Origin of the sequence: Prevotella veroralis, from assembly GCF_018127765.1 — a bacterium.
GTDB lineage: Bacteria > Bacteroidota > Bacteroidia > Bacteroidales > Bacteroidaceae > Prevotella > Prevotella veroralis.
Map to the genome: position 1 here is coordinate 1,594,068 of NZ_CP072330.1, position 21,805 is coordinate 1,615,872.

36 protein-coding genes are annotated in these 21,805 nt (G+C 42.1%); all 36 read right to left on the reverse strand.

The genetic code is table 11. The features are described from left to right. Nucleotides 1–14 precede the first annotated feature (14 nt). Entirely contained in the window at nt 15–863 is an 849-nt protein-coding gene (locus tag J5A55_RS06715; protein WP_004383887.1) for a hypothetical protein, read from the reverse strand. A 1,038-nt stretch (nt 864–1,901) separates the two neighbouring features. Beyond that, nucleotides 1,902–2,387: a 50S ribosomal protein L17 gene (gene rplQ, locus J5A55_RS06720; RefSeq protein WP_004383888.1), complete on the reverse strand. Its 486-nt coding sequence runs from the start codon at nt 2,385–2,387 to the stop codon at nt 1,902–1,904. A gap of 57 nt (nt 2,388–2,444) precedes the next feature. Beyond that, a complete protein-coding gene (locus tag J5A55_RS06725; protein WP_004383889.1) occupies nt 2,445–3,443 on the reverse strand; it encodes a DNA-directed RNA polymerase subunit alpha in 999 nt (332 codons plus the stop codon). A gap of 13 nt (nt 3,444–3,456) precedes the next feature. After that, nucleotides 3,457–4,065, reverse strand: coding sequence for a 30S ribosomal protein S4 (gene rpsD, locus J5A55_RS06730; protein WP_004361630.1), 609 nt, complete (start codon nt 4,063–4,065; stop codon nt 3,457–3,459). A 37-nt stretch (nt 4,066–4,102) separates the two neighbouring features. Beyond that, nucleotides 4,103–4,492 (reverse strand): 30S ribosomal protein S11, encoded by a 390-nt coding sequence (gene rpsK, locus J5A55_RS06735; RefSeq protein WP_004383890.1) that lies wholly within the window; start codon nt 4,490–4,492, stop codon nt 4,103–4,105. A 20-nt stretch (nt 4,493–4,512) separates the two neighbouring features. Next, nucleotides 4,513–4,893, reverse strand: coding sequence for a 30S ribosomal protein S13 (rpsM, locus tag J5A55_RS06740; RefSeq protein WP_004361628.1), 381 nt, complete (start codon nt 4,891–4,893; stop codon nt 4,513–4,515). Nucleotides 4,894–4,991: 98 nt separating this feature from the next. Beyond that, nucleotides 4,992–5,108: a 50S ribosomal protein L36 gene (gene rpmJ, locus J5A55_RS06745; RefSeq protein ID WP_004352823.1), complete on the reverse strand. Its 117-nt coding sequence runs from the start codon at nt 5,106–5,108 to the stop codon at nt 4,992–4,994. A gap of 13 nt (nt 5,109–5,121) precedes the next feature. Further along, a complete protein-coding gene (gene infA, locus J5A55_RS06750) occupies nt 5,122–5,340 on the reverse strand; it encodes a translation initiation factor IF-1 (RefSeq protein WP_004352768.1) in 219 nt (72 codons plus the stop codon). 7 nt (nt 5,341–5,347) lie between these two features. Continuing rightward, nucleotides 5,348–6,148 (reverse strand): type I methionyl aminopeptidase, encoded by an 801-nt coding sequence (gene map, locus J5A55_RS06755; RefSeq protein WP_004383892.1) that lies wholly within the window; start codon nt 6,146–6,148, stop codon nt 5,348–5,350. A 16-nt stretch (nt 6,149–6,164) separates the two neighbouring features. Then, the gene (gene secY / locus J5A55_RS06760) at nt 6,165–7,505 is read right to left on the reverse strand and encodes a preprotein translocase subunit SecY (protein ID WP_004383893.1); all 1,341 of its coding nucleotides are present in this window, start codon (nt 7,503–7,505) and stop codon (nt 6,165–6,167) included. A gap of 4 nt (nt 7,506–7,509) precedes the next feature. Then, complete coding sequence (rplO, locus tag J5A55_RS06765) at nt 7,510–7,956, reverse strand: 50S ribosomal protein L15 (RefSeq protein WP_004361624.1); 447 nt, start codon at nt 7,954–7,956, stop codon at nt 7,510–7,512. A 26-nt stretch (nt 7,957–7,982) separates the two neighbouring features. Next, nucleotides 7,983–8,159, reverse strand: coding sequence for a 50S ribosomal protein L30 (rpmD, locus tag J5A55_RS06770; RefSeq protein ID WP_004383894.1), 177 nt, complete (start codon nt 8,157–8,159; stop codon nt 7,983–7,985). Nucleotides 8,160–8,177: 18 nt separating this feature from the next. After that, nucleotides 8,178–8,690, reverse strand: coding sequence for a 30S ribosomal protein S5 (rpsE, locus tag J5A55_RS06775; RefSeq protein ID WP_004361622.1), 513 nt, complete (start codon nt 8,688–8,690; stop codon nt 8,178–8,180). Nucleotides 8,691–8,696: 6 nt separating this feature from the next. Continuing rightward, nucleotides 8,697–9,041 carry a 50S ribosomal protein L18 gene (gene rplR / locus J5A55_RS06780; protein WP_004352769.1) on the reverse strand — a complete coding sequence of 115 codons (345 nt, stop codon included), beginning with the start codon at nt 9,039–9,041 and terminating at the stop codon, nt 8,697–8,699. A 21-nt stretch (nt 9,042–9,062) separates the two neighbouring features. Further along, on the reverse strand, nt 9,063–9,629 hold the full coding sequence (rplF, locus tag J5A55_RS06785; RefSeq protein ID WP_004383895.1) for a 50S ribosomal protein L6: 567 nt from the start codon (nt 9,627–9,629) through the stop codon (nt 9,063–9,065). Nucleotides 9,630–9,643: 14 nt separating this feature from the next. Further along, entirely contained in the window at nt 9,644–10,039 is a 396-nt protein-coding gene (rpsH, locus tag J5A55_RS06790) for a 30S ribosomal protein S8 (RefSeq protein ID WP_004361620.1), read from the reverse strand. A gap of 125 nt (nt 10,040–10,164) precedes the next feature. Beyond that, nucleotides 10,165–10,467, reverse strand: a complete 303-nt coding sequence (gene rpsN, locus J5A55_RS06795; RefSeq protein WP_004361619.1) for a 30S ribosomal protein S14 — start codon at nt 10,465–10,467, stop codon at nt 10,165–10,167. Nucleotides 10,468–10,472: 5 nt separating this feature from the next. Further along, entirely contained in the window at nt 10,473–11,027 is a 555-nt protein-coding gene (gene rplE, locus J5A55_RS06800; RefSeq protein ID WP_004383896.1) for a 50S ribosomal protein L5, read from the reverse strand. Beyond that, nucleotides 11,027–11,344 (reverse strand): 50S ribosomal protein L24, encoded by a 318-nt coding sequence (gene rplX, locus J5A55_RS06805; protein WP_004383897.1) that lies wholly within the window; start codon nt 11,342–11,344, stop codon nt 11,027–11,029. Before rplX ends, rplE begins: the two co-directional genes overlap by 1 nt. 20 nt (nt 11,345–11,364) lie before the next feature. Next, the gene (rplN, locus tag J5A55_RS06810) at nt 11,365–11,730 is read right to left on the reverse strand and encodes a 50S ribosomal protein L14 (RefSeq protein ID WP_004352833.1); all 366 of its coding nucleotides are present in this window, start codon (nt 11,728–11,730) and stop codon (nt 11,365–11,367) included. 2 nt (nt 11,731–11,732) lie between these two features. Further along, nucleotides 11,733–11,999: a 30S ribosomal protein S17 gene (gene rpsQ / locus J5A55_RS06815; protein ID WP_004361615.1), complete on the reverse strand. Its 267-nt coding sequence runs from the start codon at nt 11,997–11,999 to the stop codon at nt 11,733–11,735. A gap of 2 nt (nt 12,000–12,001) precedes the next feature. Then, nucleotides 12,002–12,196 carry a 50S ribosomal protein L29 gene (gene rpmC / locus J5A55_RS06820; RefSeq protein ID WP_004361614.1) on the reverse strand — a complete coding sequence of 65 codons (195 nt, stop codon included), beginning with the start codon at nt 12,194–12,196 and terminating at the stop codon, nt 12,002–12,004. A 5-nt stretch (nt 12,197–12,201) separates the two neighbouring features. Further along, the gene (gene rplP, locus J5A55_RS06825; RefSeq protein ID WP_004361613.1) at nt 12,202–12,630 is read right to left on the reverse strand and encodes a 50S ribosomal protein L16; all 429 of its coding nucleotides are present in this window, start codon (nt 12,628–12,630) and stop codon (nt 12,202–12,204) included. 14 nt (nt 12,631–12,644) lie between these two features. Then, entirely contained in the window at nt 12,645–13,373 is a 729-nt protein-coding gene (gene rpsC / locus J5A55_RS06830; protein ID WP_004352815.1) for a 30S ribosomal protein S3, read from the reverse strand. Between the two features lie 8 nt (nt 13,374–13,381). Beyond that, nucleotides 13,382–13,795: a 50S ribosomal protein L22 gene (gene rplV, locus J5A55_RS06835; RefSeq protein ID WP_004383898.1), complete on the reverse strand. Its 414-nt coding sequence runs from the start codon at nt 13,793–13,795 to the stop codon at nt 13,382–13,384. 36 nt (nt 13,796–13,831) lie between these two features. Further along, complete coding sequence (gene rpsS / locus J5A55_RS06840) at nt 13,832–14,101, reverse strand: 30S ribosomal protein S19 (RefSeq protein WP_004361611.1); 270 nt, start codon at nt 14,099–14,101, stop codon at nt 13,832–13,834. 22 nt (nt 14,102–14,123) lie between these two features. Next, nucleotides 14,124–14,951, reverse strand: coding sequence for a 50S ribosomal protein L2 (rplB, locus tag J5A55_RS06845; RefSeq protein ID WP_004383899.1), 828 nt, complete (start codon nt 14,949–14,951; stop codon nt 14,124–14,126). A 7-nt stretch (nt 14,952–14,958) separates the two neighbouring features. Next, nucleotides 14,959–15,303 carry a 50S ribosomal protein L23 gene (rplW, locus tag J5A55_RS06850; protein ID WP_004383900.1) on the reverse strand — a complete coding sequence of 115 codons (345 nt, stop codon included), beginning with the start codon at nt 15,301–15,303 and terminating at the stop codon, nt 14,959–14,961. Nucleotides 15,304–15,325: 22 nt separating this feature from the next. Further along, the gene (rplD, locus tag J5A55_RS06855) at nt 15,326–15,955 is read right to left on the reverse strand and encodes a 50S ribosomal protein L4 (RefSeq protein ID WP_004383901.1); all 630 of its coding nucleotides are present in this window, start codon (nt 15,953–15,955) and stop codon (nt 15,326–15,328) included. Continuing rightward, entirely contained in the window at nt 15,955–16,569 is a 615-nt protein-coding gene (gene rplC, locus J5A55_RS06860; protein WP_004383902.1) for a 50S ribosomal protein L3, read from the reverse strand. The genes rplD and rplC overlap by 1 nt, the downstream gene beginning before the upstream one ends. Before the next feature lie 71 nt (nt 16,570–16,640). Further along, on the reverse strand, nt 16,641–16,946 hold the full coding sequence (rpsJ, locus tag J5A55_RS06865; RefSeq protein WP_004352787.1) for a 30S ribosomal protein S10: 306 nt from the start codon (nt 16,944–16,946) through the stop codon (nt 16,641–16,643). A gap of 87 nt (nt 16,947–17,033) precedes the next feature. Next, nucleotides 17,034–19,151, reverse strand: coding sequence for an elongation factor G (fusA, locus tag J5A55_RS06870; protein WP_004383904.1), 2,118 nt, complete (start codon nt 19,149–19,151; stop codon nt 17,034–17,036). A 29-nt stretch (nt 19,152–19,180) separates the two neighbouring features. Beyond that, nucleotides 19,181–19,657, reverse strand: coding sequence for a 30S ribosomal protein S7 (rpsG, locus tag J5A55_RS06875; RefSeq protein WP_008821977.1), 477 nt, complete (start codon nt 19,655–19,657; stop codon nt 19,181–19,183). Between the two features lie 218 nt (nt 19,658–19,875). Next, on the reverse strand, nt 19,876–20,259 hold the full coding sequence (gene rpsL / locus J5A55_RS06880; RefSeq protein WP_004383907.1) for a 30S ribosomal protein S12: 384 nt from the start codon (nt 20,257–20,259) through the stop codon (nt 19,876–19,878). A 214-nt stretch (nt 20,260–20,473) separates the two neighbouring features. Continuing rightward, a complete protein-coding gene (locus J5A55_RS06885) occupies nt 20,474–20,860 on the reverse strand; it encodes a DUF1634 domain-containing protein (RefSeq protein WP_004383908.1) in 387 nt (128 codons plus the stop codon). 1 nt (nt 20,861) lies between these two features. Further along, nucleotides 20,862–21,698, reverse strand: a complete 837-nt coding sequence (locus tag J5A55_RS06890; RefSeq protein ID WP_004383909.1) for a sulfite exporter TauE/SafE family protein — start codon at nt 21,696–21,698, stop codon at nt 20,862–20,864. Between the last annotated feature and the right edge of the window lie 107 nt (nt 21,699–21,805).

Sequence of the window (21,805 nt, forward strand, 5' to 3'; positions counted from 1 at the left end):
ATCAACCGTATGATCTATTTACTTGTCTTAATGTTAAATTCCGTCACTTTGCTTATACTCTTCTGACCTTGTAAAACCGTTACTGCAAAAGTTGCCATACCTGCCTTAATCCGCTTATCGGCTTTCACAATCGCAGTGTAACGAACGCCCTTGCCAGGAGCAATACTTTCTATATGAACTGAAGGACTAATGTAAATATGTCGATTACCGCTTGTTTCCAAAACTGATGGTTGTACATCCGTAACAGGCTTATCACTGCTATTCATCACCTCAAAGATAATCTTACCAACTTCATTGCGTGATAAAACTCCATCCTGATTATCATCAACAAAACGAGCATTTACAACTTCAATGTTTGGAGCATATTGATAATTGCCAGCCAACCGCTCTACACTCGATTCTGAAGGAGCCTTGCTCTTTGGTTGAGCCGCACTATAATCTCCCGTGTAATCACTTCCTTGAAAATCATAGAGACGATCATCGCCAGAGTTAGAAGCATCAAACCCACTACTATCTACACGATTTGGAACGGCATAATCGTCAGTCTGGTTATAGTTCCCAGAAGTAGAACGTGCCTGTTTCTCACGTGCCTTACGCTGCTGCACCTTCTCATAATGATCGTGAACATCATCTTTAGCACGCTGATCAGCCTTCTGCCCCATCGCAGCACCAATCACAGCTCCACCAGCCATACCAACAATTATTCCTATATCTGAACCTCTCGCACCGCCTGCTATACCCCCGATAGCACTTCCCAAAATACTACCTAAAGAACCACCAGACATCGCTCCGGAACCAGCGTATGTCCCACAACTACTCAACAAGATGGCTGCAGAAATTGGGAGGATAAATAACTTCTTCATACTTGCCTGTTATTTTATGTTTGCAAAAGTAAGAATTACATTATAGTTCAGCAAAGACATTTCCCTACTTGATGAGGGGAAAACCCTATAAGGTATTATAGCAACTAAGGGAAAAGCATACAGGAACCTTTAATAAAGGATTGCTCACCATTTCCTCCCACTCTTTTATATTGCATCCAACGATAAAACGACACATTATTTATCATCTAACTATAGTTTCGAAGAACCAGGAAACCGTAGAAAATGATTCGTACCTCCTATCCCCGCATCAAATATCCCCAGTCTAAATACCATTTCTATTAGGAGCCTAGCAATTATATTTCATTTCTCTGCTTTTTGGATAGGTTCGCCCAATCTTTCTCACCCGTTTGCGAATCGTTTTCCACCTGTTCCAGCATTCTTTATCCCCGTTCCCCATTCTTTTCTAACGTGTTGCGCATTATTTATACACGCACATAAAATTAGTCTCATCGTGATGACACACAAGTTTCATCGTGAAGAAACACTAATTTCATCGTGATGAGACACTAGTTTCATCACGATGAGACTAATAAAAGATATGGATAAAAAAGACGCAAGACGCATGAGAAAGGAATGGGGAACGGGTGATAAATGATGCGGAAACCTATTAGACAAAGAGTGCGAACAGGGTTAATTTAAATTGGAATAGGTGAGAAATGTAATTATACTAAGTATAAATGATCCTGAGATAAATCAAAAGGAAAGAGAATAAGGATAGACATATCACGCAACTAATAAAAAAGGAAAGAAAATAAGGATAGAATGGAAACGAGATACGGATGTATCAAGCATCCGAACAGAGTATCTTCCCAGACTTTACGTGTGGTTTATCCACTTCAAACGGAACTAATCATAATTCTGAACTTTGAATTATGAATTTTGAATTAAAAAGAAGACAGTGCTCCATCTTGTGACGAAACACTGCCTTAATATTATTGAGAGCTATAAAAAGAAAGAATGAAAAACTCCTAGCACTTTATGCCAGGAGCCTTTGTATAGAGATAATTAATATTCTAATCATTCAGCCTTTGCCTCTTCTGCTGCACTCTCTGTTGCTTCTACCACAGGAACATCAACCTTCTTTGTAGAACGACGGCTACGACGAGTCTTCTTAGCTTCTGCCTTTGGATACTTAGCCATATTCTCATTGTAGTCAACAAGCTCGATAAATGCTATCTGAGCTGCATCACCCTGACGGGTACCGAGCTTGATAACACGTGTATAACCTCCTGGACGATTAGCTACCTTTACAGAGATCTCCTTGAAGAGCTCAGTAACAGCCTCTTTGTTCTGAAGATAACGGAAAACAACACGACGTGAATTGGTTGTATCGTTCTTAGAACGTGTGATCAGCGGCTCAACATACTTCTTAAGAGCCTTTGCCTTAGCAAGAGTCGTAGTGATTCTTTTGTGCTGAATCAAAGCAACTGCCAAGTTTGAAAGCAACGCAGCGCGGTGGTCAGCAGTACGACCCAAATGGTTGAATTTCTTATTATGTCTCATTTTGTTTTTAACTTGTTGTGGATAAACCCGTCAACTTGTCTTTAGACAACTCGTCAACTATTCTTTATCCAATTTATACTTTGTAATGTCGGTTCCAAACGACAGATTCAGACTCTCGAGCAAATCATCAAGCTCAGAAAGCGATTTCTTACCAAAGTTACGGAACTTCAAGAGATCCGTCTTGTTGTACTGTACGAGGTCGCCTAATGTCTCTACATCAGCTGCCTTCAAGCAGTTGAGTGCACGAACACTCAAGTTGAGACTTGCATCTGTCAACTTGGTCTTCAAGAGCTGGCGCATGTGAAGAACCTCCTCATCAAACTCCTGATTGCCCTCCTGATCTGGATTCTCAAGAGTAATCTTCTCATCAGAGAACAACATGAAGTGATAAATAAGAATCTTTGCAGCCTCTTTCAGTGCATCCTTTGGGTGGATGGAACCATCAGTCGTAACTTCAACAACCAATTTGTCATAGTCGGTCTTTTGCTCAACACGATATGGCTCAACGGCATATTTTACGTTACGGATTGGGGTGTAGATGGAATCGATTGGGAGTACGTTTACATCAGTGCAGAATTCACGATTTTCCTCAGCAGGAACGTAACCACGTCCCTTGTTGATGGTCAAATCAATCTGCATAGAAGCCTTGGAGTCTAAATGACAAATCACCAAATCAGGGTTTAACACTTCAAATCCAGTCAGATACTTACCGATATCACCTGCTTTGAATTCAGTGGAATTCTCTACGGTGATACTAACTTTCTCATTCTCGAATTCTTCTACTACTTGCTTGAATCGAACTTGTTTGAGATTCAAGATGATGTTGGTAACATCTTCCTTTACACCTGGAACTGAAGAGAATTCGTGCTCTACACCAGCTATACGGATGGTATTGATAGCGAAACCTTCCAGCGATGAAAGGAGGATGCGGCGAAGAGCGTTACCAATGGTAACACCAAAGCCAGGCTCAAGAGGACGGAATTCGAACTTGCCGAAATGGTCATTGGCCTCCAGCATCACTACTTTATCAGGTTTTTGAAATGCTAATATCGCCATTAATTTAATGATTTTATTGTTTAGAGTACAACTCAACGATTAACTGCTCCTTAATATTCTCAGGGATGTCAGCACGGTCTGGACGATGAAGGAACTTACCGCACTTAGCGTTATCATCCCACTCAAGCCATGGGTACTTGCTGTGGTTGAAGCCAGCCAAAGCTGCCTCAATAACCTCAAGTGACTTAGCCTTCTCACGAACGCCAACCACGTCACCAGCCTTTACCTGATATGAAGCAATATTTACGACATTACCGTTAACAACAATATGCTTGTGGCTAACGAGCTGACGAGCAGCTGCACGAGTAGGAGCGATACCAAGACGGAACACTACATTGTCCAGACGGCTCTCAAGGCTCTGAAGGAGAACCTCACCAGTAATACCCTCTGCCTTAGCAGCCTTATCGAACAGATTACGGAACTGACGCTCCAAAACGCCATAAGTGTATTTAGCTTTCTGCTTCTCTGCAAGCTGAGCACCATACTCAGATACCTTGCGACGACGGTTGTTTCCGTGCTGCCCTGGAGGGAAGTTTCTCTTAGCTAATACCTTATCTGCGCCGAAAATTGGCTCACCGAAACGGCGTGCGATTCGTGATTTTGGACCTATGTATCTTGCCATAATTAATATGAATTCTTTTAATTGTTATAAGATGTGATTATACACGACGACGCTTTGGAGGACGGCAACCGTTGTGTGGTAATGGAGTAACGTCAACGATTTCAGTTACCTGAATACCTGCTGCGTTCACCGCACGGATAGCGCTCTCACGACCGTTACCTGGACCCTTAACGAATGCCTTAACCTTACGAAGACCGAGATCGAAAGCTACCTTTGAGCAATCCTCTGCTGCCATCTGTGCAGCGTAAGGAGTATTCTTCTTTGATCCACGGAATCCCATCTTACCAGCCGAAGACCAAGAGATAACCTGCCCCTCGTTGTTAGCCAAAGATACAATGATGTTATTAAATGAACTGTGCACGTGGAGCTGTCCCAACGCGTCAACTCTTACATTTCTTTTCTTAGATGTTGCTGATTTCTTTGCCATAATTAATTTCCTCCTTAGAATTACTTAGTAGCCTTCTTCTTATTAGCAACAGTCTTCTTCTTTCCCTTACGGGTACGAGCATTGTTCTTAGTACTCTGACCGCGAACAGGAAGACCATTACGATGTCTAACACCACGATAGCAACCTATATCCATGAGGCGCTTGATGTTCATCTGGATCTCAGAACGGAGATCACCTTCAACTTTGAATTCAGCACCGATAATTTCACGGATCTTGGCTGCCTGGTCATCAGACCACTCGCTGACCTTCAGGTCACGGCTAATACCAGCCTTATCCAATATCTTTGCTGAACTACTTCGACCAATACCATAGATATAGGTCAATGCGATTTCGCCACGCTTATTCTGGGGCAAATCTACTCCAACAATTCTTATTGCCATTGTTTGATAATTAAATAAATAAATGTCATTTAGCGCTAAAAAGCATGCAAAGGTAAGCATAAATTACGAGAAGACTTACCTCTTTACGCTTTTTTAACTTAACCCTGACGCATTTTGAACTTAGGGTTTTTCTTGTTGATAACGAACAGACGACCCTTACGACGAACTATCTTGCAGTCGGCTGTACGCTTCTTTAATGATGCTCTTGTCTTCATATCTCTATGTTATTTATTTGTATCTGAAAACGATTCGACCCTTAGTCAGGTCGTATGGACTCATCTCAACCTTCACCTTATCACCAGGAAGAATCTTGATGTAGTGCATTCTCATCTTACCGGAAATATGAGCGGTGATATCAACACCATTCTCTAATTCCACTCGAAACATCGCATTCGAAAGTGCTTCGAGAATTGTCCCGTCCTGCTCTATTGCAGTTTGCTTTGCCATATACTAATTAAAAATTTTGTCCTTCTAAATGTTCAACTTCCTCAAAAGAAGATAAAATATCAGCCTTACCAGCTCTAATCGCAATTGTGTGCTCAAAATGAGTTGCTGGGCGACGATCACGTGTAACAATACTCCAACGATCAGGTAATAATCCAATTTCTCGTTTACCCATAGTAACCATCGGCTCTATTGCAATACACATTCCTGCCTTGAGTAACACTCCACTTCCCCGCTTACCATAATTAGGAACTGATGGTTCCTCATGCATCTCACGTCCAATACCATGTCCCGTTAATTCACGAACAATACCATAACCTTGTGCCTGGCAATAATCCTGAATAACTTGACCAATATCACCTACGTGATGTCCTGCTTGTGCTACCTCAATACCCTTATAAAGGGATTCCTTCGTTGTCCGAAGCAAATTCTTGACTTCTTCACTAACTTCTCCAACACAAAAAGTATAACAACTATCTCCGTTGAAACCATTTAGTAAAGTCCCACAATCAATAGAAATGATGTCTCCATCCTTCAAAACAACATCCTCACTTGGTACACCATGTACAACAACATCATTGACTGATGCACAGATACTACCTGGAAAAGGAGACCCATAAGAACTTGGAAAACCTTTGAAAGTAGGTATAGCACCATTATCACGGATAAACTCTTCAGCTATTTTATCTAACTGCAGAGTTGTAGCCCCAGGCTTAACATGATGACCAACTTCTACTAGTGTTTTACCAACCAGCAAGTTAGCCTCACGCATGAGTTCAATTTCATCTTCAGTCTTTAGAAATATACTCATTTCTTAAGATAAAGATTTAATATGCTGCAACACCACCATTGCCACGTGTATGTCCAGAATTGAGAAGCCCATCATAGTGACGCATCATTAAGTGTGACTCAATCTGCTGGAGCGTATCAATAACAACACCAACAAGAATCAACAATGAAGTACCACCAAAGAACTGTCCAAATGCATCCTGAACATTCAAGAAACCCACCAAAGCTGGCATAACTGCAATGAAAGCAATAAATAAAGATCCTGGTCCTGTAATACGTGACATAACAGAATCTATATAATCAGCGGTATCTTTACCAGGCTTTACACCTGGAATAAATCCGTTGTTACGCTTCATATCCTCAGCCATCTGAGTTGGATTCAAAGTAATGGCAGTATAGAAGTAGGTGAACAAAATAATAAGAACCACATAAACCAAGTTATATGCTAAGCTCTTCGTATTCATCAGAGACTGAAGCACAGAACTTGTGTTATCTGTAGAATACTGTACAATTGCCAAAGGAATGAACATTAACGCCTGCGCAAAAATAATTGGCATTACGTTAGCAGCAAACAGCTTCAATGGAATATACTGACGAGCCCCACCATATTGTTTATTTCCGACAACACGCTTAGCATACTGCACGGGAACCTTACGTGTACCTTGCACAAGAAGAATAGATGCACAAACAACAGCATAAAGGATGATAAGTTCAACAATGAACATAACAAGACCACCACTCGTAATCGCTGTAAAACGACTACTTACTTCTTGGATGAAAGCTTGTGGCAGACGTGCAATGATACCAATCATAATGATTAGAGAGATACCATTTCCGACACCCTTATCCGTAATACGCTCACCTAGCCATAAAATGAACATTGATCCTGCAGCTAAGATAATAGTTGCAGGAATCATAAATGTAGTCCAATCAACACCTGTAGCAAGTGCTCCAGAGGCCTGCATCTTCAAGTTCATCAGGTAAGACGGTGCCTGAAACAATAGAATAACTACTGTCAGGACACGCGTATACCAATTAATTTTCTTATGACCACTCTCGCCTTCGCGCTGCATCTTTTGGAAATAAGGAACAGCAACAGCAAGGAGCTGCATAACAATAGAAGCTGAGATATATGGCATTATTCCTAATGCGAAGATTGACGCATGGGAGAATGCACCACCGGAGAACATATCCAAAAGCGACATAAGACCGCCAGCTGTCTGCGACTGCAATTTCTCTAATAAGGCTGGATTGATACCTGGGAGTACTACAAACGAGCCGAATCGATAAATAGCTGTAAACAGAATCGTTATTAGAAGTCTCTGACGTAGGTCTTCAACTTTCCAACAGTTCTTCAGTGTCTCAATAAACTTTTTCATTAACTTAGATTATAGTTGTGTTACCACCCACTGCCTTAATAGCTTCTTCAGCAGTCTTAGAGAAAGCATTTGCTGAAACTTCCAACTTAGCCTTCAACTCACCATTACCAAGAACCTTAACAAGTTCCTTACCATTGGTGAGACCAGCAGCTTTAAGCTCCTCTACACCAATCTTAGTAAGATTGTTCTTCTCTGCAAGAGCCTGAAGAGTTGAAAGATTTACAGCGAAATATTCCTTGTGGTTGATATTCTTGAAACCAGCCTTCGGTACACGACGCTGGAGAGGCATCTGACCACCCTCAAAGCCAATCTTCTTTTTATAACCAGAACGTGACTTCGCACCCTTGTGACCACGAGTAGAAGTACCACCGAGTCCAGAACCTGGACCACGACCAATACGACGACGTGAATGTGTAGAGCCAACAGCTGGTTTCAAATTATTTAATTTCATAATTACTGTTTTCTTTAAAAGATTACTTAATCAATTACTGATACCAGATGATGAACCTTACGAATCATACCACGGCAGCTTGGAGTGTCCTCAACCTCAATAACCTGAGAAATCTTACGAAGCCCCAAAGCACGTAAAGTCTCTTTCTGGTCTTTAGGAGCACCAATCTGGCTCTTAATCTGCTTAATCTTAATTGTTGCCATAATTAAATACCTCCTAAATTAACCGTTAAACACTTTATCCATACTGATACCACGCTCACCAGCGATTGTATATGCGTCACGCATATCAGCAAGAGCAGCGATAGTAGCCTTTACAAGGTTATGAGGGTTAGAAGAACCCTTTGACTTTGCAATCACGTCAGTAACACCTGCGCTCTCAAGAACAGCACGCATAGCACCACCGGCCTTCAAACCAGTACCGGCTGCAGCTGGCTTAAGGAGAACATGAGCACCGCTAAAGCGAGCCTCTGCCTCATGAGGAACAGTACCTTTCAAAACAGGAACCTTAACAAGATTCTTCTTTGCTGAATCTGTACCCTTCTGGATAGCAGCAGTAACCTCACCAGCCTTACCAAGACCCCAGCCAATAACGCCCTTACCGTCACCTACAACGACGATAGCTGCGAATGTGAAAGTACGACCACCCTTTGTAACTTTTGTTACACGGTTGATAGCAACCAAGCGATCTTTCAGTTCTACGTCACTATTTACTTTTACTCTATTCATTGCCATAATCGTTTAGAATTTAAGTCCTCCCTCACGTGCAGCATCAGCCAAAGCCTGTACACGTCCGTGATAGAGATAACCGTTACGGTCAAAAACAACCTGCTCTACACCAGCAGCCTTAGCATGCTCAGCAACGAGCGCACCTACCTTCTTAGCCTGATCAATCTTAGCCATTTTCTCAAGGCCAAGTGAAGAAGCTGAAGCAAGGGTTGTTCCGGTCAGATCGTTAATAACCTGTGCATAAATCTGCTTATTACTGCGGAAAACGCTCAAGCGTGGGCGTTCAGCAGTACCGTTCACACTCTTACGAATGCGGAACTTTATCTTAATTCTTCTTTGTTCTTTCTTTGTTGTCATAATCGTAATGATGTATTAAAGTTACTTAGCTGCAGCTGTCTTACCAGACTTTCTGCGAATAACCTCACCCTGGAACAGGACACCCTTACCCTTGTAAGGCTCAGGCTTACGGAAAGAACGAATCTTTGCACAGATGAGACCAAGCAGCTGCTTGTCAGCTGATTCAAGAGTGATGATTGGATTCTGGTTACGCTCACTCTTCGTCTCAACCTTAACTTCAGAAGGAAGCTGAATAAAGATTGGGTGAGTATAACCAAGAGAGAACTCTACCAAGTTGCCCTGGTTAGAAACACGATAACCTACACCAACGAGCTCCAATGTCTTCTTGTAACCTTCGCTTACACCAACAACCATATTGTTGACAAGTGAACGATAAAGACCATGGAAAGCTTGCTTCTGCTTGTAGTTTACTGGGCTATTCTCATCAATTTCAAATGTTACCTGACCATCCTCAATGATAGTCTTAATAGAAGAATCAACCTTCTGAGAGAGTTCACCTTTAGGACCCTTTACCGTAACAACACCACCATTGAGAGATACTGTAACACCAGCAGGAACACTAATTGGCAATTTTCCTATTCTTGACATATTCAATCCTCCAATTAATAAACATAGCAAAGAACCTCACCACCGATCTTCTCAGCAGCAGCCTCTTTGTCTGTCATTACACCTTTAGACGTGGAAAGAATCGCAATTCCAAGTCCGTTAATTACTCTCGGCATGTCTTTGTAACCAGTATACTGGCGTAGACCTGGGGTAGAAACACGCTTCAATTTCTTGATAGCGCTCTGCTTTGTTACAGGGTCGTACTTCAATGCGACCTTGATTGAACCTTGGGGACCATCCTCGATGAACTTGTAGTTCAAGATGTAACCCTTCTCGAAGAGAATCTTTGTAATAGACTTCTTCAAGTTAGACGCAGGAACCTCAACAACACGGTGATGAGCCATGATTGCATTTCTGAGTCTTGTCAGATAATCTGCTATTGGATCTGTCATAAAATATAAATATTTAATTAATCGGGACTACCCCGACAATATTAAAAAATCGCTTGAAAGCGGATAATGAGCTGCAAAGATACAAAATCTTTTTCACAATTCACTATCCGCATCGATATATTTGTTTACCAGCTTGCCTTCTTTACTCCTGGAATGAGTCCCTGAGATGCCATCTCGCGGAACTGAATACGAGAGAGACCGAACTGACGAATGTACCCCTTTGGACGTCCTGTAATCTTACAACGATTGTGCAGACGAATAGGATTAGCATTCTTTGGAATAGACTGCAACTTACGAGCAGCCTCATAAGCCTCTTCAGGATCATTTGAAGTAGCGATAATCTTTTTCAGAGCTGCGCGTTTCTCAGCATAACGAGCTACAAGCTTTGCACGCTTTACCTCGCGAGCTTTCATTGATTCTTTTGCCATATCAATTAATCGTTTTTAGCATTCTTGAATGGAAGTCCGAAGCCCTTCAGCAAAGCATATCCTTCTTCATCAGTCTTAGCAGATGTTACGAAGGTGATGTTCATACCCTGGATACGGTCAACCTGATCGATATTAATCTCTGGGAAAATAATCTGCTCGGTGATACCGAGAGTATAATTTCCACGACCATCGAACTTGCTCTCGATACCCTTGAAGTCACGGATACGTGGCAAAGATACGCGAACGAGTTTCTCGAGGAACTCATACATACGCTCACGACGCAGAGTTACCATTACGCCGATAGGCATCTTCTTACGCAATTTGAAGTTTGCAATATCCTTCTTAGAATAAGTTGCAACAGCCTTCTGACCTGTAATAGAAGAAATCTCGTTAACAGCAACCTCAATAAGCTTCTTATCCTGAGTTGCATCACCAAGACCTTGATTGATAACAATCTTCTTCAAAACAGGCACCTGCATAGCTGAAGAATAGTTGAACTGCTTCTGCAAAGCAGGAACAATCTGCTCCTTATACTGTTTCTTTAACTGAGCTGTATTCATTACTTAATTTCCTCCCCTGACTTTTTAGCGATACGCTTAACAGTCTTGCCTTCACGCTCAATCTTGATACGTGTAGCCTTACCGCTCTTCGGATCGATGAGACTTAAATTTGAGATATGAATTGCAGCCTCCTGCTTAATGATACCACCCTGTGGGTTAGCAGCAGAAGGTTTTGTGCTTTTAGAAACCATATTCAAGCCCTCTACAATAGCACGCTCCTTATCTGCGATGACCTTAAGCACCTTTCCAGTCTTGCCCTTATCTGCACCAGCAAGAACAATGACCTGATCGTCTTTCTTTATATGGAATTTTGCCATTTTATTATTCTATTTAATAATTAAAGAACCTCAGGTGCCAAAGAAACGACTTTCATGTTCACTGCACGCAGCTCACGAGCAACAGGACCGAAGATACGGCTACCACGAATTTCGCCTGCGTTGTTCAGCAATACACATGCATTATCATCGAAGCGGATGTATGAACCATCAGCACGACGAATCTCCTTCTTTGTGCGAACGATCAAAGCCTTTGATACTGCACCCTTTTTCAATTCACTTGATGGGATGACGTTTTGTACAGCAACTACGATAACGTCACCAACACTTGCGTAACGACGACCAGTACCACCGAGTACACGAATGCACTTAGCTTCACGAGCACCGCTGTTATCACATACTGTAAGTTTTGATTCTGTCTGTATCATAATTACTTAGCTTTTTCTACAATTTGAACTAATCTCCATCTCTTTGTCTTAGAAAGAGGACGAGTCTCCATGATGAGTACTGTATCACCTACATTAGCCTCATTCTTCTCGTCATGAGCATGGTACTTCTTTGTCTTCTGGACAAACTTACCATAAATAGGGTGCTTCTCTTTGAACTTAGCTGCAATAACGATGGTTTTATCCATTTTGTTGCTGATAACGACACCCTGTCTTACTTTTCTTAAATTTCTTGTTTCCATCTGGACCATTGTTATTTATTAAGTTCTCTCTGAGAAAGTTCTGTTTTCATACGTGCAATATCACGACGAGCGGCCTTAATCTGAGATGGATTCTCAAGTGGAGTAATCTGATGATTCAGCTTCATCTTAGCAAGAGCTGTCTCAGCATTTTCAATCTTCTCAACCAAATCCTTGGTCTCGAGTTCTTTTACTTCTTTAATCTTCATCTTTCTTAAGCGTTTTTATCGAAATCACGTCTAACAATAAACTTTGTCTTTACAGGCAGCTTCTGTGCAGCGAGACGAAGAGCCTCCTTTGCAATATCAAAGCTTACGCCCTCTACTTCAAAGAGAACACGACCTGGAGTAACTGGTGCAACCCACCCTGCTGGATCACCCTTACCTTTACCCATACGAACATCGGCAGGCTTACGAGTGATTGGCTTATCAGGGAAGATGCGAATCCAGACCTGGCCCTGACGGTTCATATAGCGGTTTACTGCTATACGAGCGGCCTCAATCTGACGGCTGTCGATCCACTTAGCCTCAAGTGTCTTGATGCCGAATGAGCCGAAAGCCAGCTGTGTACCTCTGTGGGCGTTGCCTTTATTGCCACGTCCGTCTTGAGGTCTTCTATATTTTACTCTTTTTGGCTGTAACATGATAGCTTCTTCTTTTAACGGTTATTGTTTCTTCTACGATTACCTCTTCCAGAACGGCCACCATTGTTAGAACGGCCATTGCTCTTCTCCTGAGTAAAGTTAGGAGTAAGATCTACCTTATTGTAAACTTCACCACGGCAAATCCATACCTTAATACCCAACAGACCTACCTTAGTAAGGGCTTCTGTCTGACAATAATCGATGTCTGCACGGAATGTATGCAGAGGAGTACGACCCTCTTTGAACATTTCCTTACGAGCCATTTCGGCACCATTCAGACGACCTGTAATTTGAACTTTGATACCCTCAGCACCAGCACGCATAGTGTTAGCAACTGCCATCTTGATAGCACGACGATAAGCAATCTTACCCTCTACCTGACGAGCGATATTGTTACCAACGATGTTTGCATCAAGTTCAGGTTTCTTAACCTCGAAGATATTAATCTGAATCTCCTTCTTGAAAAGGTTCTTCAACTCTTCTTTAAGCTTATCAACATCCTGACCACCTTTACCGATAACGATACCCGGACGAGCGGTGCAAATAGTAATGGTGACGAGCTTCAATGTGCGCTCAATGACAATACGGGAAACGCTTGCTTTTTCCAAACGCTTGTTCAGGTAAGTACGAATCTTGCGATCCTCTACGAGATTATCCCCGAAATTCTTGCCACCGAACCAATTTGACTCCCAACCGCGGATGATACCAAGACGGTTGCTAATTGGATTAACTTTCTGTCCCATTCTACTATTTATTTATCATCATTATTAGCGTCATTCTTTGAATCAACGAAAAGAGTGACGTGGTTAGAACGTTTGCGGATTCTGTAGCCACGGCCCTGTGGTGCAGGACGCATGCGCTTCATTGTAACACCTTCATCTACGAAGATCTTAGAGATAAAAAGTTCACCGTCTTCAGCCTTGCGGTCATTCTTTGTCTCCCAGTTGTTAATAGCAGAACGCAGAAGTTTCTCAACATTCTGGGCAGCTGCCTTCTTGGAGAATCTCAGCACGCCAAGGGCACGATTGACTTCCATACCACGAACCATGTCTACAACGTAGCGCATCTTACGTGGAGAAGAAGGACAGTCCTTGAGCTTTGCAAAATACTGGCTTCTCAAAGCTTCTTTACGAGCTTCAGCCTTTATATGTTTTCTTGCTCCCATTATATTTTTCTATTTTCTAAATGGATTATGACCTGCTTACCTCTTATTATTACCAGAGTGACCACCGAAACGGCGTGTAGGGCTGAACTCTCCGAGCTTGTGACCTACCATATTCTCAGTAATGTAAACAGGGATAAATTTATTTCCGTTATGAACTGCAACAGTGTGACCCACAAAATCAGGGGAAATCATTGATGCTCTGGCCCATGTCTTTACAACATTCTGCTTACCACTCTCATTCATAGCAAGAATCTTCTTCTCGAGTGATACGTTGATGTATGGACCTTTTTTTAATGAACGACTCATAATTTACTCTTAATTACTTTGATTACTTCTTGTTAGCTCTCTCAATAATGTACTTGTTTGAAAGCTTCTTAGGTGCACGAGTCTTAAGACCCTTAGCGTACAAGCCCTTACGTGAACGTGGATGACCACCAGACTGGCGACCTTCACCACCACCCATTGGGTGATCAACAGGGTTCATAACAACACCACGGTTGTGAGGACGACGACCCAACCAACGAGAGCGACCAGCCTTACCAGACTGCTCAAGAGCGTGGTCAGAGTTACCTACACTACCTACAGTTGCCTTACAAGCTGACAAAATCTGGCGTGTTTCACCAGAAGGGAGCTTGATAACACAATAACTGCCTTCACGAGAAGTAAGCTGAGCAAAATTACCAGCCGAACGAACGAGCAATGCACCCTGCCCTGGACGTAACTCAATATTATGAATTACAGTACCAACAGGAATGTTAGCCAAAGGAAGGGCGTTACCAACCTCAGGTGCTGCCTCAGCACCTGACATCAGTGTTGCACCAACCTGCAGTCCGTTAGGAGCAATAATGTAACGTTTTTCACCATCAGCATAGTATAACAGCGCAATACGAGCTGATCTGTTAGGATCATACTCGATTGTTTTCACTACAGCTGGAACACCATCTTTCTCTCGCTTGAAGTCGATAAGACGATACTTCTTCTTGTGACCACCGCCTATATAGCGGACAGTCATTTTACCAGTGTTGTTTCGACCACCGGTAGAACGTTTACCGTAAACGAGAGACTTCTCTGGCACGGATGCAGTAATATCCTCGAACGTGCCAATAACCTTGTGTCTTTGTCCCGGTGTAACCGGGTTTAATTTACGTACTGCCATTTTTTATTTAAATATTGCTATAAAAATCGATTGAATCGCCATTCTTCAAAGTGACGATAGCCTTCTTGAATGCGTTCTTCTGTCCTTTCACAAGACCTGCCTTGGTATAACGTGCTTGACGCTTACCTGCGTAACGAACGGTATTCACATCTACTACTGTAACGTTGTACAAAGCCTCAACTTCTTTCTTAATCTCAAGCTTGTTGGCCTCAGGCTTAACGATGAAACCATACTTTGGCTGTGCCAAAATAGTTTTCTTCTCTCCCTTGCGCTTTACAACCTTATCCTCAGAAGACTTGTCTGTCAACTTGGTCATCTTTTCAGTGACCACTGGTTTAATGATAAATCCCATAATTCTTCTTGTCTCCTAATTATTACTTGGTTAAGATTTCGTCAATAACCTTCAGAGAGTTTTCTGTAATAACTACTACATCAGCATTCAAAACTTTGTATGAATTTACCTGTGAAGCAGTCATAACCTCAGCCTTCTGCAGATTACGAGCTGACAAATATACGTTTTTCTCTACTTCTGGCAAAACGAGAAGGACTTTCTTGCTATCAACTTTAAGATTTTTCGCAATATTTACGAAATCTTTAGTCTTTGGAGCATCAAGATTGAAATCTTCTACTACAACAATAGCATTATCCTGTGCCTTATAAGCCAATGCAGACTTACGAGCAAGAACCTTTACCTTCTTATTCAGCTTGAAGCTGTAATCACGTGGCTTAGGACCGAATACACGACCACCACCTACGAGGACTGGAGAATTGATATCACCACGACGAGCACCGCCGCCGCCCTTCTGACGACCCAACTTACGAGTAGAACCAGCGTGCTCACTTCTTTCCTTTGACTTAGCTGTACCCTGACGCTGATCAGCGAGATACTGCTTAACTGCGAGATAGAGGACGTGATCGTTAGGCTCAATTCCGAAGATATTCTCGTTAAGAGTTACCTTACGGCCGGTCTCCTGACCTTTGATATCTAATACGTTAATATCCATTACTTCTTAATTATTACGGTTGAACCATTACATCCAGCAACACTACCCTTAACAAGGATAAGATTGTGCTCTGGAATAACCTTTAACACCTGAAGGTTCTGAGTAGTTACTCTGTCGCCTCCCATCTGGCCGCCCATGCGCATGCCCTTGAAGACCTTAGCTGGGTAAGAACAAGCACCAATAGAACCCGGCTTACGAGCGCGGTCATCCTGACCGTGAGTAGACTGACCTACACCACCGAATCCGTGACGCTTTACAACACCTTGGAAACCTTTACCCTTAGATGTACCTACAACGTCTACAAACTTAACGTCATTGAACAATTCAACAGTAATAGTGTCACCGAGGTTATATTCCTCGTCAAACTTGAACTCGGCCAAGTGCTTCTTTGGTGATGTGCCGGCTTTCTTAAAGTGTCCCTGCTGTGGCTTAGAAGTTCTCTTCTCTTTAGCCTCGCCGAAACCTAACTGAACAGCCTTGTAACCATCCTTTTCAACGGTTTTAACCTGGGTTACAACACAAGGACCAGCTTCGATAACAGTGCACGGAACATTCTTACCGTCGGCACTGAAAACGGATGTCATTCCGATTTTCTTTCCTAATAATCCTGGCATTTCAATTAATGATTTTAAAATGAATGTAAATGCTTTTTGTATTAATTTGTTTCTTATTTGTCAACAGATGACTACACCTTGATTTCAACCTCAACACCTGAAGGCAACTCAAGCTTCATCAAAGCATCAACAGTCTTTGCTGTAGAGCTGTAAATATCGATGAGACGCTTGAAATCTGAGAGCTGGAACTGCTCACGTGACTTCTTGTTAACGAATGTCGAGCGGTTTACAGTGTAAATACGCTTGTGTGTTGGCAATGGAATAGGACCGCTAACAATAGCACCTGTTGCCTTTACAGCCTTCACAATCTTCTCTGCTGACTTGTCAACCAACTGGTGGTCGTAAGACTTCAGCTTAATACGAATCTTCTGACTCATGTTTAATTTATTATTTATTATTAATATACATAAAGGTTGCTCCCTCATAAGAGTCATTCGCTATGAGAGAGCACTTCCTTATATTCTTTACTTAACGAGGTCTGAGTTACCCTTCAACTCATCAAGAATCTCCTTTGCAAGAGAGCTTGATACTGGTGAGTGGTGATCATACTCCATAGAAGAAGTAGCACGACCAGAGGTGATTGTACGGAGAGCAGTTACGTAACCGAACATCTCAGACAATGGAACCATAGCCTTAACGATACGTGCACCACTACGAGCCTCATCCATACCCTGTACAAGACCACGACGCTTGTTCAAGTCACCGATAACATCACCCATGTTCTCTTCTGGAGTAACAACCTCTACTTTCATGATAGGCTCCATAAGAACAGGACCTGCCTTAGGACAGAGAACCTTGAATGCCTGGTGAGCTACGAGCTCGAATGACAACTGGTCAGAGTCAACTGGGTGGAAAGAACCATCAGTCAAAGTAACCTTAAGACCAGTCATTGGGAAGCCACCGAGTACACCATTATTCAGGCAGTCCTTGAATCCTTTCTCAACTGAAGGGATGAACTCCTTAGGTACGTTACCACCCTTAACAACATTGATGAACTGTAAGTCACCCTCGGAGTAATCTTCATCCTTAGGCTCGATTGTAACATCAATACAAGCGAACTTACCACGACCACCAGACTGTTTCTTATAAGTCTCACGGCTCTGAGCAGCCTTAGTAATAGCCTCCTTGTAGTTAACCTGTGGTTTACCTTGATTACACTCTACCTTAAACTCACGTTTCAAACGGTCAATAATGATATCCAAGTGAAGCTCACCCATACCAGAGATAATTGTCTGACCACTCTGCTCATCAGTACGAACAGTAAAGGTTGGATCCTCTTCTGCAAGTTTAGCAAGACCATTATCAAGCTTAGCAACATCTGCCTGACTCTTTGGCTCTACAGCAATAGAGATTACGGTATCAGGGAAGGTCATAGACTCCAATACGATTGGGGCATTCTCATCGCAGAGAGTATCACCTGTACGAATATCCTTGAAACCAACACCAGCACCGATATCACCAGCATCAATTGACTCCATAGGAATTTCCTTGTTAGAGTTCATCTGGAACAAACGGCTGATACGCTCCTTCTTACCAGACCGTGGGTTGTAAACATAAGAACCTGCAACAACCTTACCTGAATAGACACGGAAGAATACCAAGCGACCCATAAATGGATCAGTAGCAATCTTAAATGCCAATGCAGCTGTTGGATCATTCTCGCTAGGTTTACGATCCTCTTCTTCCTCAGTATCAGGATTCGTACCTACAATAGCTGGTGTATCCAATGGAGAAGGTAAGAATGCACAAACATAATCAAGAAGTGGCTGAACACCCTTATTCTTATAAGAAGAACCGAGAAGCATTGGGCAGCATTCCATTGCAATACAGCCTTTACGTATTGCAGCGATAATCTTATCCTCTGGGATATCCTGACCTTCAAGATACATCTCCATCAGCTCATCGTCAAAGTTAGCTGCACCCTCTAGCAACTTATCACGCCACTCAGCAGCCTCATCAGCGAGATCAGCAGGAATCTCCTCGACATCGTATTCTGCACCCATAGTCTCATCGTGCCAAAGGATAGCTTTCATCTTGATAAGGTCAACAACACCTTTGAAGTTTTCCTCAGCACCTATAGGAATCTGAATAGCGATAGGATTTGCACCAAGAATATCTTTCATCTGCTGCACTGTCTCATAGAAGTCTGCACCAGAGCGATCCATCTTGTTTACATAACCAATACGTGGAACATTGTACTTATCAGCCTGACGCCAAACAGTCTCAGACTGAGGCTGCACACCATCAGCTGCAGAATAAGTAGCAACTGCACCATCAAGAACACGGAGTGAACGCTCTACCTCAGCAGTAAAGTCAACGTGTCCCGGAGTATCAATCAAGTTAATCTTATAAGACTTACCGAGATAGTTCCAGTTACATGTTGTAGCAGCAGATGTAATTGTGATACCACGCTCCTGCTCCTGTGCCATCCAGTCCATGGTAGCAGCACCATCATGCACCTCACCAATCTTGTGAGTCTTACCTGTATAAAAAAGAATACGCTCAGATGTGGTCGTCTTACCAGCATCAATGTGAGCCATAATACCGATATTACGAGTCAAATGTAAATCGTGATTTGCCATTTTCTTTTTACCTTATTATAATAACTTGATTAGAATCTGAAGTGAGCAAATGCACGATTAGCCTCAGCCATACGGTGCATATCTTCCTTACGCTTATAAGCACCACCCTGGTTATTGAAAGCATCCATAATCTCAGATGCAAGCTTATCAGCCATGCTCTTACCACCACGCTTACGTGCAAAGGCTATCATATTCTTCATTGAAACACTCTCCTTACGATCTGGGCGAATCTCTGTTGGCACCTGGAAAGTAGCACCACCAATACGGCGACTCTTTACTTCTACCTGCGGAGTGATGTTATCAAGAGCCTGCTTCCACACCTCAAGTGGAGACTTCTCCTCATCCTTCATCTTACCGCCTACGATATCGAGGGCTGCATAGAAGATTTCGTATGAGGTATTCTTCTTACCATCATACATCAAATGATTTACGAACTTTGATACCTTCTGATCATTGAACTTTGGATCTGGAAGGATTACACGCTTCTTTGGTTTTGCTTTTCTCATTTTAATTTTAAACTTTAATTCTGCGGAGGCTGTCGTCTTTCGTTCTTCAACACCCTCTCTTGGGCATTTACTCAACCTTTGTGATCACAAATCTCCAGCAAAACTGTTTGTTTTTAGTTTATTCTTTTGAAAGAGCCTTGGAGCATCGACCATCACCGACCGTTGCACCTCGGCTTTATGGTTTGAAGTTTCTTAGCTGCCTTTAGGCAACTTGAATATTACTTCTTAACTGCTTTTGGACGCTTAGCACCGTACTTAGAACGACGCTGTGTGCGATTGGCAACACCTGCGGTATCAAGAGTACCACGAACAATGTGATAACGTACACCAGGAAGGTCCTTAACACGACCACCACGAACGAGAACAATACTGTGCTCCTGCAAGTTGTGACCCTCTCCCGGGATGTAAGAGTTTACTTCCTTCTGGTTGGTCAAACGAACACGGGCAACCTTACGCATTGCCGAATTAGGCTTCTTAGGAGTTGTTGTGTAAACACGAACACAAACGCCACGACGCTGTGGACAATTGTCCAAAGCTGGAGACTTGCTCTTGTCTACGATGTCCTTTCTGCCTTTTCTTACTAATTGTGAAATAGTAGGCATGATTTTTCTTTTTTGTTGTTATATATTTATTTTGTTTATTTTCAATCCATTACACATGCAGACGAATGCTTCTTAAAGTATACTATCCGCTCTGTGATTTCGGAGTGCAAAGGTACAAAGTTTCCTTTAAATGACCTAATAATAAGAAAAGGAATAAATTAGGAGAGTAATCCAATTAACAATAAATAACCTTTTACTTGTTATTTAACATCGATTATCCAACACCTACAAGGGAGTTCATGATAATAACAAAAAGAACTATACCTGTTATGACTACATAAAGCCAGTCGCGCTGAATACTAAAATCTACCAACGAGAGCATAACGCGCATTACTGGTGTGAGCATAAGGACAATAACTCCCAATTGTACCCAACCTACAGCTGAGAACGATAGAACCGACTTAAAGATTCCCTCAAACGTGGTATAACTAATATCTCCCTTACGGAATACACTATAATCGGGCAAGGTAGAATCAGAAGAGGCAACAAGATACCAAATACCTCCTATTAAGGCGATTAGACATGCTGTAAAGACTCCAATGCGCAAAGTATTGCCAATCAGAGCATTCATATTATTCTTTGAGTTTGAACTACTTCCCATATCAGAACTTACCTATTATACCATTATATATCATATTTAAAGCAGCCAACAAAATAGCCACAGCAAAAATCTTTCTCAATAGTCTTACATCTAAACGCTTCAGTAACTTTGCGCCACTCATAGCACCAGCTAACACACCAATCATTATTGGAAAGGCAATACCTGGTTCAATATATCCACGCTGAAGATAAACAACAGCAGACGTTACTGCTGTAACACCAATCATGAAATTACTTGTAGTTGTACTTACCTTAAACGGGACTTTCATGCACCCATCCATTGCCAATACCTTTAATGCGCCACTACCAATACCTAATAGTCCAGATAAAGCACCAGCAAGAACCATTACAGAGAAACCTCCTGTAACATTGGTCAACTCATACTTCTGCTGTTTACCATCTTTAGTAGGATAAGAACCGAACAGTTTTAGTTTCATAGCCAACCGACTCCCTTTCACATCTACATAATCGGTCTTCTGGCGAAACTGCAAGGCTATTGTAAGAAGTAAGACCACACCGAAGATAATAGCAATGGCATTCGTTGGCATCCATAAAGCTACCGCGGCACCCAAGACAGCGCCTATACTCGTTGCTATTTCAAGGAACATACCCAAACGAATGTTTGTCATACCTTCTTTTACATACGCACTCGCCGCCCCCGAAGATGTCGCAATAGAAGCTACTAAAGCTGCCCCAATGGCATAATGAAAGTCAATGCCAAAACATAAGGTAAGAAGAGGAATAACAATAACACCTCCACCTAATCCAGTCAAGGAACCCAGCAAACCTGCACAGTAGGCACCTAACAATAAAAGAATAGTAAATACAATAATACTCATTGAGATTTAATTTTGAATGCAAAAGTAAGCAAATACTTCGAAAGTAGATAGCCTCTTTTTTAAAATTAAGTTGAACCTTATCTAAAAACAAAGAAATACCATTGACA